The organism is Actinomadura rupiterrae (assembly GCF_024172125.1).
GTDB lineage: Bacteria > Actinomycetota > Actinomycetes > Streptosporangiales > Streptosporangiaceae > Spirillospora > Spirillospora rupiterrae.
Genome location: NZ_JAMZEA010000002.1, coordinates 887,084 through 902,902, shown reverse-complemented (window position 1 = coordinate 902,902; position 15,819 = coordinate 887,084). Strand labels below are relative to the sequence as shown.

General features: G+C 74.4%; 11 protein-coding genes. 9 read left to right on the top strand and 2 right to left on the bottom strand.

Annotated elements, in window-relative coordinates:
* Positions 1-19 precede the first annotated feature (19 nt).
* From FHU30_RS08670 to FHU30_RS08635, 8 genes are all read left to right on the top strand, one after another.
* On the top strand, positions 20-409 hold the full coding sequence (locus FHU30_RS08670) for a PASTA domain-containing protein (RefSeq protein WP_253873746.1): 390 nt from the start codon (positions 20-22) through the stop codon (positions 407-409).
* A gap of 42 nt (positions 410-451) precedes the next feature.
* The gene (locus FHU30_RS08665) at positions 452-1,435 is read left to right on the top strand and encodes a phosphotriesterase family protein (protein ID WP_253873744.1); all 984 of its coding nucleotides are present in this window, start codon (positions 452-454) and stop codon (positions 1,433-1,435) included.
* Between the two features lie 190 nt (positions 1,436-1,625).
* On the top strand, positions 1,626-2,804 hold the full coding sequence (locus tag FHU30_RS08660; protein WP_253873742.1) for a S1C family serine protease: 1,179 nt from the start codon (positions 1,626-1,628) through the stop codon (positions 2,802-2,804).
* A gap of 162 nt (positions 2,805-2,966) precedes the next feature.
* A complete protein-coding gene (locus FHU30_RS08655) occupies positions 2,967-5,102 on the top strand; it encodes an ATP-binding protein (RefSeq protein WP_253873740.1) in 2,136 nt (711 codons plus the stop codon).
* A 244-nt stretch (positions 5,103-5,346) separates the two neighbouring features.
* The gene (locus tag FHU30_RS08650; protein WP_253873738.1) at positions 5,347-7,614 is read left to right on the top strand and encodes an ATP-binding protein; all 2,268 of its coding nucleotides are present in this window, start codon (positions 5,347-5,349) and stop codon (positions 7,612-7,614) included.
* Positions 7,615-7,813: 199 nt separating this feature from the next.
* A complete protein-coding gene (locus FHU30_RS08645; RefSeq protein ID WP_253873736.1) occupies positions 7,814-10,102 on the top strand; it encodes an FdhF/YdeP family oxidoreductase in 2,289 nt (762 codons plus the stop codon).
* A 197-nt stretch (positions 10,103-10,299) separates the two neighbouring features.
* Positions 10,300-12,621 carry an ATP-binding protein gene (locus FHU30_RS08640; RefSeq protein ID WP_253873734.1) on the top strand — a complete coding sequence of 774 codons (2,322 nt, stop codon included), beginning with the start codon at positions 10,300-10,302 and terminating at the stop codon, positions 12,619-12,621.
* Positions 12,622-12,862: 241 nt separating this feature from the next.
* Positions 12,863-13,507 carry a DUF1707 SHOCT-like domain-containing protein gene (locus tag FHU30_RS08635; RefSeq protein WP_253873732.1) on the top strand — a complete coding sequence of 215 codons (645 nt, stop codon included), beginning with the start codon at positions 12,863-12,865 and terminating at the stop codon, positions 13,505-13,507.
* Here the strand turns inward: FHU30_RS08635 and FHU30_RS08630 are convergent.
* Positions 13,504-13,812 (bottom strand): hypothetical protein, encoded by a 309-nt coding sequence (locus FHU30_RS08630; protein ID WP_253873730.1) that lies wholly within the window; start codon positions 13,810-13,812, stop codon positions 13,504-13,506. The genes FHU30_RS08635 and FHU30_RS08630 overlap by 4 nt on opposite strands.
* 71 nt (positions 13,813-13,883) lie before the next feature.
* Between FHU30_RS08630 and FHU30_RS08625 the strand changes: the two genes are divergently transcribed.
* On the top strand, positions 13,884-14,531 hold the full coding sequence (locus tag FHU30_RS08625; protein WP_253873728.1) for a TetR/AcrR family transcriptional regulator: 648 nt from the start codon (positions 13,884-13,886) through the stop codon (positions 14,529-14,531).
* Positions 14,532-14,567: 36 nt separating this feature from the next.
* Here FHU30_RS08625 and FHU30_RS08620 read toward each other — a convergent pair whose 3' ends face one another.
* The gene (locus FHU30_RS08620; RefSeq protein WP_253873726.1) at positions 14,568-15,716 is read right to left on the bottom strand and encodes a CaiB/BaiF CoA transferase family protein; all 1,149 of its coding nucleotides are present in this window, start codon (positions 15,714-15,716) and stop codon (positions 14,568-14,570) included.
* Positions 15,717-15,819: the final 103 nt, after the last annotated feature.

Here is a 15,819-nt window from a genome sequence, read left to right as displayed (position 1 = left end):
CGGGCGATGGGGGCGCGGGATGCCCGAGAGTCGGCCGCAGGAGATCCCGGGGCGGACGATGCTGCTGCTCGGCGGCGGCGCGACGGCCGCGGCCGGGCTGGTGCTCGGCCTCACGGTGCTGGTGGGCGGCAGGCCGGGCGGGTCACCGCCCGGCGGCCCGGACGCCACGGTCACCACGGCCCAGGTCGGGCGGGCCGCCGGCGCGGTGACGGTGCCGCCGGTCGCGGGGCTCGCCGTCCGGAGCGCGACGGACCGGCTGGCCGAGCGGCGGCTGCCGGTGGGCGCGGTGATCAAGGTCCCGTCGTCCCGGGCGTCCGGGCTGGTGGTGCGCAGCTACCCCGAGGGCGGCACACCCGTCACGGCAGGTCGGCAGGTCACCCTCTACGTCTCCGCCGGGATGGGCGGCTGACCGTCATTGACGGCGTTCACGGCGGCGGCCTAGGTTCGAGGCATGCCCACCGTGGAGACCGTGCGCGGCCCCGTCGACGTCGCCGGTCTCGGCCGGACGTTCATGCACGAGCACGTCTTCGTCCTGGACGAGTACCACCAGCGCAACTACGGCACCGGCGCCTGGTGGGACGAGGAGGAGCGGGTCGCGGACGCCGTGGAGAAGCTCACCGGCCTCGTCGAGCGCGGCATCACCACGATCGCCGACCCGACGGTGTGGGGGCTCGGCCGGTACATCCCGCGGATCCAGCGGATCGCCGACCTCGTCCCGGACCTGAACATCATCGTCGCGACCGGGCTCTACACCTACAACGACCTGCCGTTCCAGTTCCACCACCGGGGGCCGGGCACGGTCCTCGGCGGGCCCGAGCCGATGGTCGCCGACTTCGTCCGCGACCTGACCGAGGGCATCGCGGACACCGGCGTCAAGGCGGCGTTCCTCAAGTGCGCCGTGGACGAGCCCGGGTTCACCCCCGGCGTCGAGCGGGTGCTCCGGGCCGTCGCCGCCGCGCACCGCGAGACCGGCGCGCCCGTGACCGTCCACACGCACAGCGCGTCCCACACCGGGCGCGGCGCGCTGGAGCTGCTGCGCAAGGAGGGCGTGGACCTCGCCAAGGTCGTCGTCGGCCACGCGGGCGACTCCAACGACCTGGACTACCTGTCGGAGCTGGCCGACACCGGCGCGATCCTCGGCATGGACCGGTTCGGGATCGACGCCTACAATTCGACGCCCGAACGGACCGCGACCGTCGCGGCACTCTGCGCACGCGGCTACGCCGACCGGATGGTCCTCAGCCACGACGCGTCCTGCTTCATCGACTGGTTCGGGCCCGACCCCGAGGTGCTGCGCCCCATCGCCCCGAACTGGCATTACCGGCATCTCACCGACGACGTGCTGCCCGCGCTGCGCGCGGCCGGGGTGACCGAGGAGCAGATCGACCAGATGCTCGTCGCCAACCCCCGGCGGTACTTCACGTCCGCCTCCTGACCCCCGCGCGGCACGCGGCGGAGGGCCGTCCGCGGGACGGACCGGATGTCCGGATCAGGTGATCCGGGACTCTCCCGTCCGAAGATCCCGAACATTTCCGGTTCCCGGTGCGTTTCATGATGTAGAGCCGCCATGGTGTAAAGACGACGCAGCGGGTATTCCGTCCGCGTCCGCGGCGCGAGGAGGCGGAATGTACCCGGTCCCGGACCGCACCGGCCCCGAACCCGGCGGGTCCCGCTCGGCGGCGGGCTGGCTGGTGCTGCTGGCACTCGCCGGTCTGGCGGCGTTCCTGCTGGTCAGGCCGATCCTGGCGGGGACGGGCGGCGCCTCGCCCGCGGTCGCCGAGTCGTCCTCGCCCTACGCGGTGCACCGGCCCGCCGGGGGTGTCCGCGGCGGCGGGATCGTCAACGTCGACACCGAGCTCGGCTACCGCAGCACGCTCGCCGCGGGCACCGGCATCCTGATGAGCGACACCGGCATCGTGCTGACCAACAACCACGTGATCCAGGGCGCGACCTCGATCAAGGTCACCGACACCCGTACCCGCGCGACCTACACCGCGCACGTCGTCGGCTACGACAAGTCCAACGACGTCGCGGTGATCCGGCTCGGGAACGCCAAGGGCGCGGGGCTGAAGCCCGCCGCGTTCGGCGACTCCGACAAGGTCGCCGAGGGCGATCCGGTGACCGCGAAGGGCAACGCGGGCGGCAAGGGCGGCGCCCCGAAGGTCGCCCGCGGCAAGGTGACCGCGAAGGACGCGTCGGTCGTGGCGCGGGACGACTCGGACGGGTCGTCCGAGAAGCTGTCCGGGCTGATCGAGACGGACGCGGCGATCCGTCCGGGCGACTCGGGCGGCCCGCTGTACAACGCGGCCGGCCAGGTGGTCGGCATGGACACCGCCGCGTCCGCCGGGTTCAAGATGGCCAAGCAGGGCGGCGGCCGCGGGTTCGCGATCCCGATCAACCGGGCGCTCGCGATCGCCGAGCAGATCCTCGCCGGGCAGGGCGGGCCGAAGGTGCACATCGGCAAGACCGCGATGCTCGGCGTCGAGGTCAGCCAGGCGGCCGGCGGCCAGGGCGCGGGCGGCACCGGCGGCACGGGCGGCACCGGCGGCACGGGCGGCACCGGCGGCGGGCAGGGCGGCGCGCTGGTCCAGTCGACGCTGCCCGACTCCCCCGCCGAGCAGCGCAACATCCCGACCGGAGCGGTGATCACCGCGCTGGACGGCAAGCCGGTCGACTCCCCCGGCACCCTCACCGACCTGCTGCTCCTCCACCACCCCGGGGACACGGTCGCGCTCACCTACCGGCCGTCCGGCGGGCAGGGCGTCACGCAGCAGATCAAGCTGGCGGACGGCCCGCCGCAGTAGCCGGCGGCCGGCGGTCCGGCGGAACCGCTGGTACGGGACCGGTAATCAGGTCGTCACGAAAGGTGCCGACCGGCGTAGGATGGCCGCGTCCTGTCCTCCGGCAGGAGGGCGCGCCGCGATCCGCACGATCCCCCGAACCCGACGCGATAGCCGAGGCCAGCGGTGGCGAGTTTGCAAGGACGGCCGGGCAACCTGCCCGCCGAGTCGACCAGTTTCGTGGGCCGCCGGGCCGAGCTGGACCAGGTGCTGGGCGCGCTGGAGCGGGCCAGGCTGGTGACGCTGCTCGGGCCCGGCGGGGTGGGCAAGACCCGGCTCGCGCTGCGCGCCGCCGACCGCGCGCGGCCGCTGTTCCCGGACGGGGTGTGGCTGGTGGAGCTGTCCGGGCTGCGCGCGCCCGAGTCGCTGCCGTGCGTGATCGCCGAGACGCTGCGGCTGCCCGGCCGGCGGCTCGGCGACCCGGCCGAGTTCCTCGCCGAGCGGCTCGCCGCCCGCGAGCTGCTGCTCATTCTGGACACCTGCGAGCACCTCGTGCACGCGACCGCGCTGCTGGCCGAGCGGCTGCTGACCGCCGCGCCCGGGCTGCGCGTCCTCACCACCAGCCGCGAGTCGCTGAACGTCGTGGGCGAGCACATCGTGCCCGTCCCGCCGCTGGAGGTGCCCGGCCCGCGGGACGGCACGGGCGCCGGCGGCGGCCCCGACACGGGCGCGGCGTGCGACTCGGTGACGCTGTTCGCCGAGCGGGCCGTCGCGTCCAGCCCCGGCTTCGCGGTCGCGCCCGCCAACCACGCCGCGGTGTGCCAGCTGTGCCGCCGCCTGGAAGGCATCCCGCTCGCGCTGGAGCTGGCCGCCGTCCGGCTGCGCGCGATGCCCGTGGAGGAGATCGTCGAGCGGCTGTCGGACCGGTTCCGGGTGCTCGGCGGCGCCACCGCGTCCCGGACGACCGAGCACCGGCACCAGACGCTGCGCACCGCGATCACCTGGAGCCACGACCTGTGCCTGCCCGCCGAGCGGATGCTGTGGGCGCGGCTGTCGGTGTTCCCCGGCGACTTCGACCTCGCCGCCGCCGAGGCCGTCTGCACCGACGACGACCTGCCGCCGAACGAGCTGGTCGACGTGCTGACCATGCTCGTCGACAAGTCGGTGGTCCGGTTCGACCCGAAGGCCGACCGGTACCAGATGCTCGACACGCTCCGCGAGTACGGCGCCGAGCGGCTCGTCCAGGCCGGGGAGCGCGACCTGCTGCGGCGCCGGCACCGCGACCACTACGCCGCGCTCGCCGGGCACGCCGCGCGCGACCGGCTCGGCCCGCGCCAGCTGTGGTGGACGCGGCGGCTGCAGAACGAGGCGGGCAACCTGCGCGCCGCGCTGGAGTGGTCGCTGGAGACACCCGCCGAGCGCGCGGCAGGCCTGCGGCTGGCGGTGTCACTGCTCGACCACTGGTTCCTCACCAGCCGGATAGGCGAGGCGCGCACCTGGTACCAGCAGGCGCTCGCGGCCACCCCGCGCGAGCTGCCCGAACGCGGCCGCGCGCTGTACGCGGCGGGCATGTTCACCCTGCTCCAGGGCGACCTCGGCGCGGCGGCCGAGCTGCTGGACGCGGCGGTCGCGTTCGCCGAGGCGTCCGGCGATCCCGACCTGCGGGCGCACGCCGTCCAGGAGCTCGGGCGGCTGCGGCTGCACTCGGGCGACCTGCCCGGCGCGCTGGAGCTGTACCGGGAGGCCCGCGCGCACTACGAGGAGGCAGGCTACTCCGACGTCGCGGCGATCACCGTGCACACCGACATCGCCTCGGTGCACGCGCTGCGCGGCGAGGTGGCCGAGGCGCTGGAGCTGTGCGCGCGCTGCCTGGCGATCTGCGACGCGCGGGGCGAGAGCTGGTGCCGCGCGGTGGCGGTGTGGATGCGCGGCGCGACCCGCTGGCTCGCCGGGGAGACCGGCCCGGCGCTCGCCGACGTCCGCGCCAGCCTGCCGGTGCGCGCCGCGTTCGACGACCTCGGCGGCATCGCGCTCGCGCTGGACCTGCTGATGGCCTGCGCGGTCGCGGACGGCGGCCACGAGCGCGCGGCCGTGCTGGCGGGCGCGTCCGGACGGCTCTGGGAGACCCTCGGCATGCACGCCCTGCGCGGCCCGCACTACGCCGGGCTGCGCGAGGAGGGCATCGCCTCGATCGTCCGCGCCCTCGGCGAGGCGCGCACCCGCGAGCTGATCACCCGCGGCCGCTCCCTCCAACTCCCCGAAGCCCTCGCCTTCGCCATGGACGACCCCCCGCAGGATTGGCCCGGCCCCAACCCGTCCTGACCGCGGGCGGACGGGCGGGGCGCGTGGTTTGTTTCGTGGGGGCGCGGGTTTTCGCAGAAACGCGCAGCGGGGGTCGCGGGCGCGCGGATTCGTTCGCGAGAGGGCGCGGAATCCTTCGTAAGCGGGCGCACACCGAGCGTGGCCGCGGCGTAGGATACGAGAGTCCGAGGTTCCCGAGGCGAGGGTCGAGGCGGCGGTGTCCACTCTGGCGACGGAGCTCCGGCCCGGAAACCTTCCCGCCGAGATGACCGGCTTCGTCGGCCGCCGGGACGAGCTCGCCGAGGTGCGGCGGGCCGTGGAGCGGTCGCGGCTGGTCACGCTCTGCGGGCCGGGCGGGGTCGGCAAGACGCGGCTCACGCTGCGCGCCGCCGCGGGGCTGCGCGCGGCGTTCGAGGGCGGTGCGTGGCTGGTCGAGCTGTCCGCGCTGCGCGATCCGGGGCTGCTCGCCCGCACGGTCGCCGAGACGCTGCGGCTGCCGGACGTCGGCGCGGGCGACCCGGTCGACCTGCTCGCCGAGCACCTGGCGTCCCGGCACCTGCTGCTCGTCCTGGACACCTGCGAGCACCTGCTGGACGGCTGCGCGCTGCTCGCCGAGGTGCTGGTGCGGGCCGCGCCGCGGCTGCACGTGATCGCGACCAGCCGGGAGCCGCTGAACGTGATCGGCGAGCACATCCTGCCGGTCGGCCCGCTGGCCGTCCCGCCCGAGGACGCCGCCGACCCTGAGACCTGCGACGCGGTGCGGCTGTTCACCGAGCGGGCCGCGGCGGTGCGGCCGGGCTTCGCGGTGACCGGCGCGAACCGCGCGGCGGTGGCGCGGCTGTGCCGCCGCCTCGACGGCATCCCGCTCGCGCTGGAGCTGGCCGCCGTCCGGCTGCGCGCGATGTCGGTGGACGAGCTGGACGAGCGGCTGTCGGACCGGTTCCGGCTGCTCGGCCCGACCCGCGGCGGGCAGCTCCGGCACCAGACGCTGCACACCGCGATCACCTGGAGCCACGACCTGTGCACCGGCGCCGAGCGGCTGCTGTGGTCGCGGCTGTCGGTGTTCCCCGGCGACTTCGACCTCACCGCCGCCGAGCGCATCTGCGCCGACGCCGACCTGCCAGCCGGGACGGTGTTCGGCCTGCTGACACGGCTCGTCGAGAAGTCCGTCCTGCAGTACGAGGAGGACCGCCGCCGCTACCGGATGCTCGACACCCTCCGCGAGTACGGCGCCGAGCGCCTGGAGGGGGCGGACGAGGTCCGGCGGCGGCACCGGGAGCACTACGCGGCGCTGGCCGAGCGGGTCGCGGCGAACCAGCTCGGCCCCGAGCAGCTCGCGTGGTTCGGGCGGCTGCGCGACGAGCAGGCGAACCTGCGGGTCGCGCTGGAGTGGTCGCTGTCCACGCCGGACGAGCAGGAGGCGGGCGTGCGGCTGGCGCTGCGGCTCGCGCCCTACTGGTACTTCGCCGGGCTGTTCGGCGAGGCGCGCTCCTGGTACGAGCGGGCCGCCGAGGCCTGCGACGACGGGCCCGAACGCGCCTGGACGGAGTTCTGGAACGCCACCTACGCCATCCAGCAAGGCGACCTCGATCCGGCCCGGGACGTCCTGGAGGGGCTGCTCGTCCGGGCCGACGAGCTGCGTGACCCCGACCTGCTCGCGCACGCGCACTTCGAGATCGGCCTGATCAGGTTCTATGAGGGCGACCTCGAAGAGGCCGTCGCGTCCTACGAGCAGGCCGAGCTGGTCTGGGACCGGATCGGCTACCGCAACCCGATCGCGCTGAACGTCCACTACGCGCACGCCGGCGCGCACGCGCTGCTGGGCGACTTCCGGCGGGCGCTCGACCTGTGCGCGCGGAGCCTGGAGGTGTGCGCGCGGACGGGCGAGCGGTGGACGGCGGCGTCCGCGGTCTGGATGCGCGGCACCACGCACTGGCTGAAGGGCGACGGCAAGCGCGCCGAGGCCGACATCCGGGAGAGCCTGCGCGTCAAGGCCGCCTGCCGCGACCTGGTCGGCATCGTCGTCTGCCTGGACCTGATGGGCGCGTGCGCGATCACCGCCGAGCGCCCCGAGCGGGCGGCGGTGCTGTGCGGCGCGGGCGAGCAGCTGTGGCACCTGCTCGGCTCGCCGATCCAGCGCGGCACGCACTACCTGGCCATGCGCGAGGCGCTGGTCGCGGGCCTGCGCGACGCCCTCGGCGGGGACCGGGTGTCCGAGCTGTTCGCGAAGGGCGCGGCCCTGGAGGTCGAGGACGCGGCGGCGTTCGCGCTCGGCGACGACGACCTGCCCGCCGCGCGCCGTCCCGGCCCGGACGCGCCGGACGCCGCGCCGGAGGAGACCCCGCTGACCCGGCGCGAGCTGGAGATCGCCGACCTGGTAGCCGAGGGCCTGACCAACCGGGAGATCGCCGAGCGGCTCGTGATCGCCAAGCGGACGGTCGACTCGCACCTGGAGCACATCCTCGGCAAGCTCGGCTTCACCTCCCGGACCCGCGTCGCCGCCTGGGCCATCGAACGCCGCACCGCCCGCTGACCGCACCGCCCGCCGACCGGCCGCACCACCCGCTGACCGGCACCGCCCGAGAACCGCGCCCCTCCGCTGATCGGCACCGCTTGCTGATCGCGCTCGGGTGGGTGTCTGCGCAGGTGGGCGGGTGCACGGTGTCCTATCGCGCAGAATGGGTGCGAGAGTGGTAGGGCAGTGGTTCCAAGGTCGGGAATGGGTGTGGACGATGAGCCGTGAGGCGCCGCGCGAGGACTTCGACGACTCCGCGATGGAGGTCGGCAAGCCGAAGCGGTGGGCGGCGGGCGTGCCGGGCGTGACGGCCGCGCTGCGCGACTCGGTCGAGCAGATGGGCGTGAGGCGCACCGCGCTGACCCTGCTCAAGGTCAACCAGAAGGACGGGTTCGACTGCCCCGGCTGCGCCTGGCCCGAGCCCGGCCACCGGCACACCGCCGAGTTCTGCGAGAACGGCGCGAAGGCCGTAGCCGAGGAGGCCACCACCCGCCGGATCACCCGGGAGTTCTTCGCCGAGCACACGGTGGACGAGCTGGCCGTCCGCACCGACCACTGGCTCGGGCAGCAGGGCCGGCTCACCGAGCCGATGGTCCGCCGGCCGGGCTCGGCGCACTACGAGCCGATCTCCTGGGACGACGCGTTCGGCCTGGTCGCGGACGAGCTGACCGCGCTCGGCTCCCCCGACGAGGCGGTGTTCTACACCTCCGGCCGCACCAGCAACGAAGCCGCGTTCGCCTACCAGCTGTTCGTCCGGGCGTTCGGCACCAACAACCTTCCGGACTGCTCGAACATGTGCCACGAGTCGTCCGGTTCGGCGCTCACCGAGACGATCGGCATCGGCAAGGGCTCGGTGCTGCTGGACGACCTGTACCAGGCCGATCTGATCTTCGTGGTCGGGCAGAACCCCGGCACGAACCATCCGCGCATGCTGTCCGCGCTGGAGAAGGCGAAGAAGGCGGGCGCGCGGATCGTCGCGGTGAACCCGCTGCCGGAGGCGGGGCTGATCCGGTTCAAGAACCCGCAGGTCCCGTCGGGGGTGGTCGGTAAGGGCACGAAGCTCGCCGACCGGTTCCTGCAGATCCGCGTGAACGGCGACCTGGCGCTGTTCCAGGCGCTGAACCGGCTGCTGCTGGAGTCGGACGTCCCGGACGCCGTCGACCGCGCGTTCATCGAGGAGCACACCCACGGGTTCGAGGCGTTCGCCGACCACGTGAAGGCGCTGGACTGGGACGACGTGCTCGCGGCGACCGGCCTGACCCGCGGGGAGATCGCCGCGACGCTCGGCGACGTCCTCGCGGCGAAGCGGATCGTGGTGTGCTGGGCGATGGGCCTGACGCAGCACCGCAACTCGGTCCCGACGATCCGCGAGGTCGTGAACTTCCTGCTGCTGCGCGGGAACATCGGCCGTCCGGGCGCGGGCGTGTGCCCGGTGCGCGGCCACTCCAACGTCCAGGGCGACCGGACGATGGGGATCTACGAGAAGCCGAAGCCCGCCTTCCTGGACGCCCTCGCCGCCGAGTTCGGCTTCGAGCCGCCGCGCGAGCACGGCCTGGACACCGTGGACGCGATCCGCGCGATGCGCGACGGCAAGGTGAAGGTGTTCTTCGGGATGGGTGGCAACTTCGTCCGCGCCACCCCCGATTCGGACGTGACCGAAGCGGCGATGCGGAACTGCCGGCTGACCGTCCAGGTGTCGACGAAGCTGAACCGGTCGCACGCCGTCACCGGCGCGACCGCGCTGATCCTGCCGACGCTGGGCCGCACGGAGCGGGACGTCCAGGCGTCCGGCGAGCAGTTCGTGTCGGTCGAGGACTCGATGGGCATGGTGCACGCCTCGCGCGGACGGCTCGCGCCCGCGTCTCCGCAGCTCAGGTCCGAGGTCGCGATCGTCGCCGGGCTCGCGCGCCGGGTGCTCGGCGACCGGTACGGCCTGCGCTGGGACGCGATGGAAGGCGACTACGACGTGATCCGCGGCCATGTGGAGAAGGTCGTCCCGGGGTTCGAGGACTACAACAGGCGCGTCCGCGAGCCGGACGGGTTCACGCTGCCGCACGCGCCGCGCGACGAGCGCCGCTTCCCGACCGCGACGGGGAAGGCGAACTTCAGCGTGAACGCGCTGGAGGTGCTGCGCGTGCCGGAGGGGCGGCTGCTGCTCCAGACCGTCCGCAGCCACGACCAGTACAACACCACCATCTACGGGTTGGACGACCGTTACCGCGGGGTGAAGGCCGGACGGCGCGTCGTGTTCGTCCACCCGGACGACCTCGCCGCGCTCGGCCACGCCGACGGCGACACCGTGGACCTGGTCTCGGAGTGGACGGACGGCACCGAGCGGCGCGCCCCCGGCTTCCGCGCCATCGCCTATCCGACGGCGCGGGGCTGCGCGGCGGCGTACTTCCCGGAGACGAACGTGCTGGTGCCGCTGGACAGCACGGCCGAGGTCAGCAACACCCCCACGTCGAAGTCGGTGGTGGTGCGGCTGGAGCGGGACGTCCGTCCATAACCGGCCGCGCTGACCCGCGATAACCCGGTGGCCGGGCCTCCGACGGCGTACGATGCACCCATCCTGACGCACCGATCCGACAGATCCCTTCGCACCTCCGCCCGCGTCCCCCGGCGCGGCACCCCTGACGGCTCCTGACACGGCTCTTTTCCGACGCAGCATCCCCCGACGCACCCCTCCCCCTGACGAGGTGACCGGTGACGGCACTGGCGGACGACCGGCACGGCGGCAACCTGCCCGCCGAGGTGACCCGGTTCATCGGCCGGCGGCGCGAGCTGGCCGAGGCCCGGCGCGTGCTCGCGCGCTCGCGCCTGGTCACGCTGACCGGGGTCGGCGGGGTCGGCAAGACCCGGCTGGCGATCCGGCTGGCCACCGAGCTGCGCGGCGACTTCGAGGGCGGCGCGTGGCTGGTGGAGCTGTCGGCGCTGCGCGCGCCCGAGCTGCTCGGCCGGCACGTCGCCGACAAGCTCGGGCTGCCCGGCCAGGCGGCGGGCGACCAGACCGAGCGGCTCTGCGAGCACCTCGCCGACCGCGAGCTGCTGCTGCTCCTGGACACCTGCGAGCACCTGGTCGAGGGCACCGCGTCCCTGGTGGAGACGCTGCTGCGGGCCGCGCCGCGGCTGCGGGTGCTGGCGACCAGCCGCGAGCCGCTGGACGTGATGGGCGAGCACAACCTGGTCATCCCGCCGCTCGCCGTCGCCGGGGAGGGCGGTTTCGCCGGGACCGTCCGGGGCGCGGACGACGCGGTGGCGCTGTTCGCCGACCGGGCCGAGGCGATGGTGCCGGGGTTCGCGCTGACCAAGGACAACCGCCCCGTCGTCGCGCGGCTGTGCGGGCGGCTGGACGGCATCCCGCTCGCGATCGAGCTGGCCGCCGTCCGGATGCGCACGATGTCGGTCGAGCAGCTCGCCGAGCGGATGGACGACCGGTTCAAGCTGCTCGGCACGTCCCGCGCGGGCGGCGACCGGCACCGCACGCTGCGCGCCGCGATCGAGTGGAGCCACGAGCTGTGCACCGGCGAGGAGCGGCTGCTGTGGGCGCGGCTGTCGGTGTTCCCCGGCGACTTCGACCTGACCGCCGCCGAGCGCGTCTGCGGCGGCGACGGGCTGCCGGGCGACGAGCTGTTCGAGGTGCTCGGGCGGCTGGTGGAGAAGTCGGTCGTCCAGGTCGAGCAGGACGGCCGCCGCTACCGGATGCTCGACACGCTGCGCGAGTACGGCGCCGAGCGGCTCGCCGAGCTGGGCGAGGGCCCGCGGCTGCGCCGCCGCCACCGCGACCACTACCTCGACCTCGCCGAACGCGGGCGCGAGGCGGCGCTCGGCACCGAGCAGCTCGGCTGGCTGACCCGGCTCGGCGAGGAGAACCCGAACCTGCGCGTCGCGCTGGAGTACTCCCTCGCCACGCCGGAGGAGGTCGCGACCGGGCTGCACCTGACGGTCGTCCTCCAGCACTACTGGATCTGCCTGGGCATGTTCGGCGAGGCCCGGCGCTGGCACGAGCGCGCGCTGGCGGCGCACGCCGGGTCCCCCGAGGACGAGGCGCAGGTGGCCCTCGACCGCGCGTGGATCGCTTACGGCGCAGGCATGGTCGCCGTCCAGCAGGGCGAGACCGACCTGGCCCGCACCCTCTTCACCCAGGCCGCCGCGGATGCGGATGGGGAGGCGGCGTGCGCGCCGGATCTGCGGGCGCACGTGGTGCACGGCGAGGGGCTGATCGCGCTGTTCGAGGGCGAGCTGGAGGAGGCGCGGGTCCGGATGGAGCGGGCGCGGGAGGCGTTCGACCGGCTCGGCTACCGCGACCCGCTGGCGCTGCTGACCCGTCCGCACCTGTCGACCGTCCTGCTGCTGCAGCGCAAGGAGAAGGAGGCGCTCGCGCTCGCCGACCTCGCCGCCCGCGACGGGGAGGCGACCGGCGAGCGGTGGTGCCACTCGTTCGCGCTGTACGCGCGGGGCGCGGCGCTGTGGTGGCTGGGCGAGCACGGGGCCGCGACCGACGACCTGCTCGCCTGCCTGCGGATCAAGGAGCGGCTCGGCGACCAGCTCGGCATCACGCTCGCGCTCGACCTGCTCACCCCCGCGCCCGTCGTGCACGGCGAGTACGAGCAGGCGGCGATGCTGCTCGGCGCGACCGAGGCGATGTGGCGGCGGATCGGCGCGGCCGGCATGTACGGGCCGGACTACAAGCGGCGGCGCGCCACGTCCGAGCACGCGCTGCGCAAGCGCCTGCCGCCGGAGCGGTTCCAGGCGGCCAAGGAGCGCGGCGCGCGGCTGTCGGTCGCCGAGGCGATCGCGCTGGCCCGCGGCGAGCCCGCGCCCAAGCCGGAGCGGCAGCCGCTCACCGGCCGGGAGCGCGAGGTCGCGGTGCTGGTCGCGCGCGGCCTGTCGAACCGGGAGATCGCCGACCGGCTCGCGGTGGCGCGCCGGACGGTCGACACCGCCGTCGAGCACATCCTCGCCAAGCTCGGCCTCGCGTCCCGCGCCCAGATCGCCGCCTGGGTCCGCCACGCCCGCCGCGCCTAGGCTGTGTTTCAAAGTCCCGGCCCACTGCGCTCGCCTAGCGGCGTGTTTACGCAGTCACGGCCCACTGCGCTCGCCTAGCGGCTCGCTCCGTGACCGTGCCTGGGCGAACGCGGCATCGCTTCGCGATCAACCCGGCTTCGCTCGCCTTCGGCTTCGCTCCGTCGGGTTGGTCACGCGTTCGCGCGCATGGCCGAGGCCACTTCGAAACAGGCCCTAGGCCCCGGCCCGTAGGGTGTGGGCCATGACGAACCTGCCCGAGAAGCCCGATCTGGCGCGTCCGCCGGAGATGCGGGCCTCCGACGCCGACCGCGACCGGGTCGCGTCGATCCTGCGGGACGCCGCGGGCGAGGGCCGCCTCACCCTGGACGAGGTGGACGAGCGGCTCGACGCGGTCTACAAGGCGAAGACGTACGCCGAGCTGGAGCCGCTCACGCGGGACCTGCCGGCCGCCGGGGACGCGCCGTCCGGACCGGCCCCGGCGGCGCGGGCGGGCGCGGGCGGGTTCGTGGTCGTCCCGGGCGAGACCCCGACCTGGACGAACGGCATCGCGATCATGAGCGGGTTCGACCGCAAGGGCGTCTGGACCGTCCCGGAGACGTTCACCGCGTTCGCGTTCTGGGGCGGCGGCGACATCGACCTGCGCGAGGCGCGGTTCACGTCCCGGACGACCCGGATCAACGCGGTCGCCATCATGGGCGGGATCGACATCATCGTCCCGGACGACGTGAACGTCCGGGTGACCGGAATCGGCATCATGGGCGGCTTCGACCACCGCGCCACCGGGCCCGGCATCCCGGGCGCGCCGGAGATCGTCATCTCCGGGCTGGCCTTCTGGGGCGGCGTGGACGTCAAGCGCCGTCCCAGAAGGCGGGCCGTCGAGCGCTAGGCACCCTCGGAGCCGGAACCTCCGGTGCGGGTGCTTGGCGCGGAGCCGGACCTGCCGCCGCTCTCGGCGCGGTCGAGGCGGTCGAGCGCCTCGCGCATGGCGGCTCGGCGGAGGGCGCCGCCGCCGTCGGACGGGGGCCGTTCCGCCCAGCCCCGGACGACCGGTTCGGCGAACGAGCGCGCCCGGGCCAGCTGGCCGTGCCGCTTCAGCATCACCAGCAGCGTGATCGCGATGACGGCGAGCAGCAGGATGCCGCCGACCACGATCGCCAGGCGGAGCAGCAGGAAAGTGAGGACTTCGGCCATGGTTCCCTCCCCTTTATTTGGCACGACCGTGCTATATGAACAACGTAGCACAGGTGTGCTATAAAACAACCATGCCGAAGCTGGTGGATCCCGGGGAGCGCCGTCGCGAGGTGGCCGAGGCCATCTTCCGGGTGGCGCGGCGCGACGGGCTGGAGCACGCCTCGCTGCGCGCGGTGGCGGCGGAGGCGGGGCTGGCGGTCGGCTCGGTCCGGCACTACTTCGACGGCCAGGCCGACCTGATGATCTTCGCGATGCGGTACTTCGCCGAGCGCGCCGGGCAGCGCATCCGGGAGGCGGCCGGGCGGCTGAGGATGCCCGACCCGGACGCGCCCGCCGCCGAGCACGTGACCACGCTGGAGCTGCTGCTCGCCGAGACCCTCCCGCTGGACGACCGCCGCCGCGAGGAGGCCGAGGTCTGGCTGGCGTTCGTCACGTCCGCGCGCACGAACCCCGACCTGCGCCCCTACGCGCAGGAGCTGTACGACGACCTGGCCGGGATGCTGGACAAGCTGCTCGCCGCCGCGGACGGCCTGGGCGCGCTCCGCACCGGCCTCGACCTGCGCGCCGAGCGGATCCGCCTGAACGCGCTGCTGGACGGCCTCACCATGCACGGCGTCCTGCAACCGCAGCGGATGGGCCCGGCCGAGCTGGCGAGCGCGCTCCGCCACCACCTCGTCACCATCACGACCGTCCCCCCGAACGGCCCGCTCCCCGGCTGACCGCCGCAAGGACGATCAGCCGGGTGCGGAGGGCCGTCAGGTTTCGGCGACGGCGCCGGAGGCGATGAGGTCGTCGGCGTCCTCGATGCCCAGGTCGGCGAGGACGGAGCGGGTGTGGCCGCCGGGCCAGGCGGGCTTGCCGTCGGTGTCGGTCGCCGTGCGGGAGAAGCGCGGCGCCGGGGCGGGCTGGAGGTGGCCGTCTCGCTCGACGAAGACGTCCCGGGCCGTGTTGTAGGGGTGCCGGGCGGCCTCGTTCATGGACAGGACGGGCGCGACGCACGCGTCCGAGGGCAGGAAGATCTCCGCCCACTCGTCGCGGGTGCGCTCCTTGAACTTGGCGGCGAAGCGCTCGCGCAGCTCGGGCCACGCGTCGCGGTCGTGCTGGCCGGGCAGGCCGGCGTCGGCGAGGCCGAGCAGGCGGAGGAACTCGGCGTAGAACTGCGGTTCCAGCGCGCCGACCGCCATGTGCCCGCCGTCGGCGGTCTCGTACACGTCGTACCAGGGAGCGCCGGTGTCGAGCATGTTCACGCCGCGCTCGTCCTGCCAGAGGCCGCCCGCCATGAAGCCGTGGATGAAGGTGGACAGGTGGGTCGTGCCGTCCACGATCGCGGCGTCCACGACCTGGCCGCGGCCGGACGTCCGGGACTCCAGCAGCGCCGCGAGGACGCCGACGACCAGGTACATGCTGCCGCCCGCGAAGTCGCCGAGCAGGTTCATCGGGACCTGCGGCGGGCCGCCCGCGCGGCCGATGGCGTGCAGGGCGCCGGTGACGGCGATGTAGCCAATGTCGTGGCCGGCGCTCTGCGCGAGCGGGCCCTCCTGGCCCCAGCCCGTCATCCGCCCGTAGACGAGCCGCGGGTTGCGCGCGAGGCAGTCGTCCGGGCCGAGGCCGAGCCGCTCGGTGACACCGGGGCGGAACCCCTCCAGCAGCACGTCGGCGGTTTCGACCAGGCGCAGGACCACTTCGCGGCCCCGCTCGTTCTTGAGGTCCACGGCGATGGAGCGCTTGCCCCGGTTGGTGAAGTCGGTCCCGCCGGTCGCCTCGCCGCCCTTGCGCGCGGCGGCCGCGCGGTCCACCCGGACGACGTCGGCCCCCAGGTCGGCCAGCAGCATCGCGGCGAACGGGCCGGGCCCGATCCCGGCCAGCTCGACGACCCTGACCCCGGCCAGCGGCCCTCGTCCCATCTCGCGCCCCTCTCGTCGGTTGCCGCTCCCATTGTGCCCGACGCAGTAAGCGGTCACTGACCCCAGGGCGGCCGATATTGATCACACCTCGGAGCGGACGCGG

Coding starts and splice junctions, on each gene's coding strand:
- FHU30_RS08650 (WP_253873738.1), top strand. CDS start 5,347: ATGACCGGCTTCGTCGGCCGCCGGGACGAGCTCGCCGAGGTGCGGCGG.
- FHU30_RS08670 (WP_253873746.1), top strand. CDS start 20: ATGCCCGAGAGTCGGCCGCAGGAGATCCCGGGGCGGACGATGCTGCTG.
- FHU30_RS08645 (WP_253873736.1), top strand. CDS start 7,814: ATGAGCCGTGAGGCGCCGCGCGAGGACTTCGACGACTCCGCGATGGAG.
- FHU30_RS08665 (WP_253873744.1), top strand. CDS start 452: ATGCCCACCGTGGAGACCGTGCGCGGCCCCGTCGACGTCGCCGGTCTC.
- FHU30_RS08660 (WP_253873742.1), top strand. CDS start 1,626: ATGTACCCGGTCCCGGACCGCACCGGCCCCGAACCCGGCGGGTCCCGC.
- FHU30_RS08630 (WP_253873730.1), bottom strand. CDS start 13,812: ATGGCCGAAGTCCTCACTTTCCTGCTGCTCCGCCTGGCGATCGTGGTC.
- FHU30_RS08635 (WP_253873732.1), top strand. CDS start 12,863: ATGACGAACCTGCCCGAGAAGCCCGATCTGGCGCGTCCGCCGGAGATG.
- FHU30_RS08625 (WP_253873728.1), top strand. CDS start 13,884: ATGCCGAAGCTGGTGGATCCCGGGGAGCGCCGTCGCGAGGTGGCCGAG.
- FHU30_RS08620 (WP_253873726.1), bottom strand. CDS start 15,716: ATGGGACGAGGGCCGCTGGCCGGGGTCAGGGTCGTCGAGCTGGCCGGG.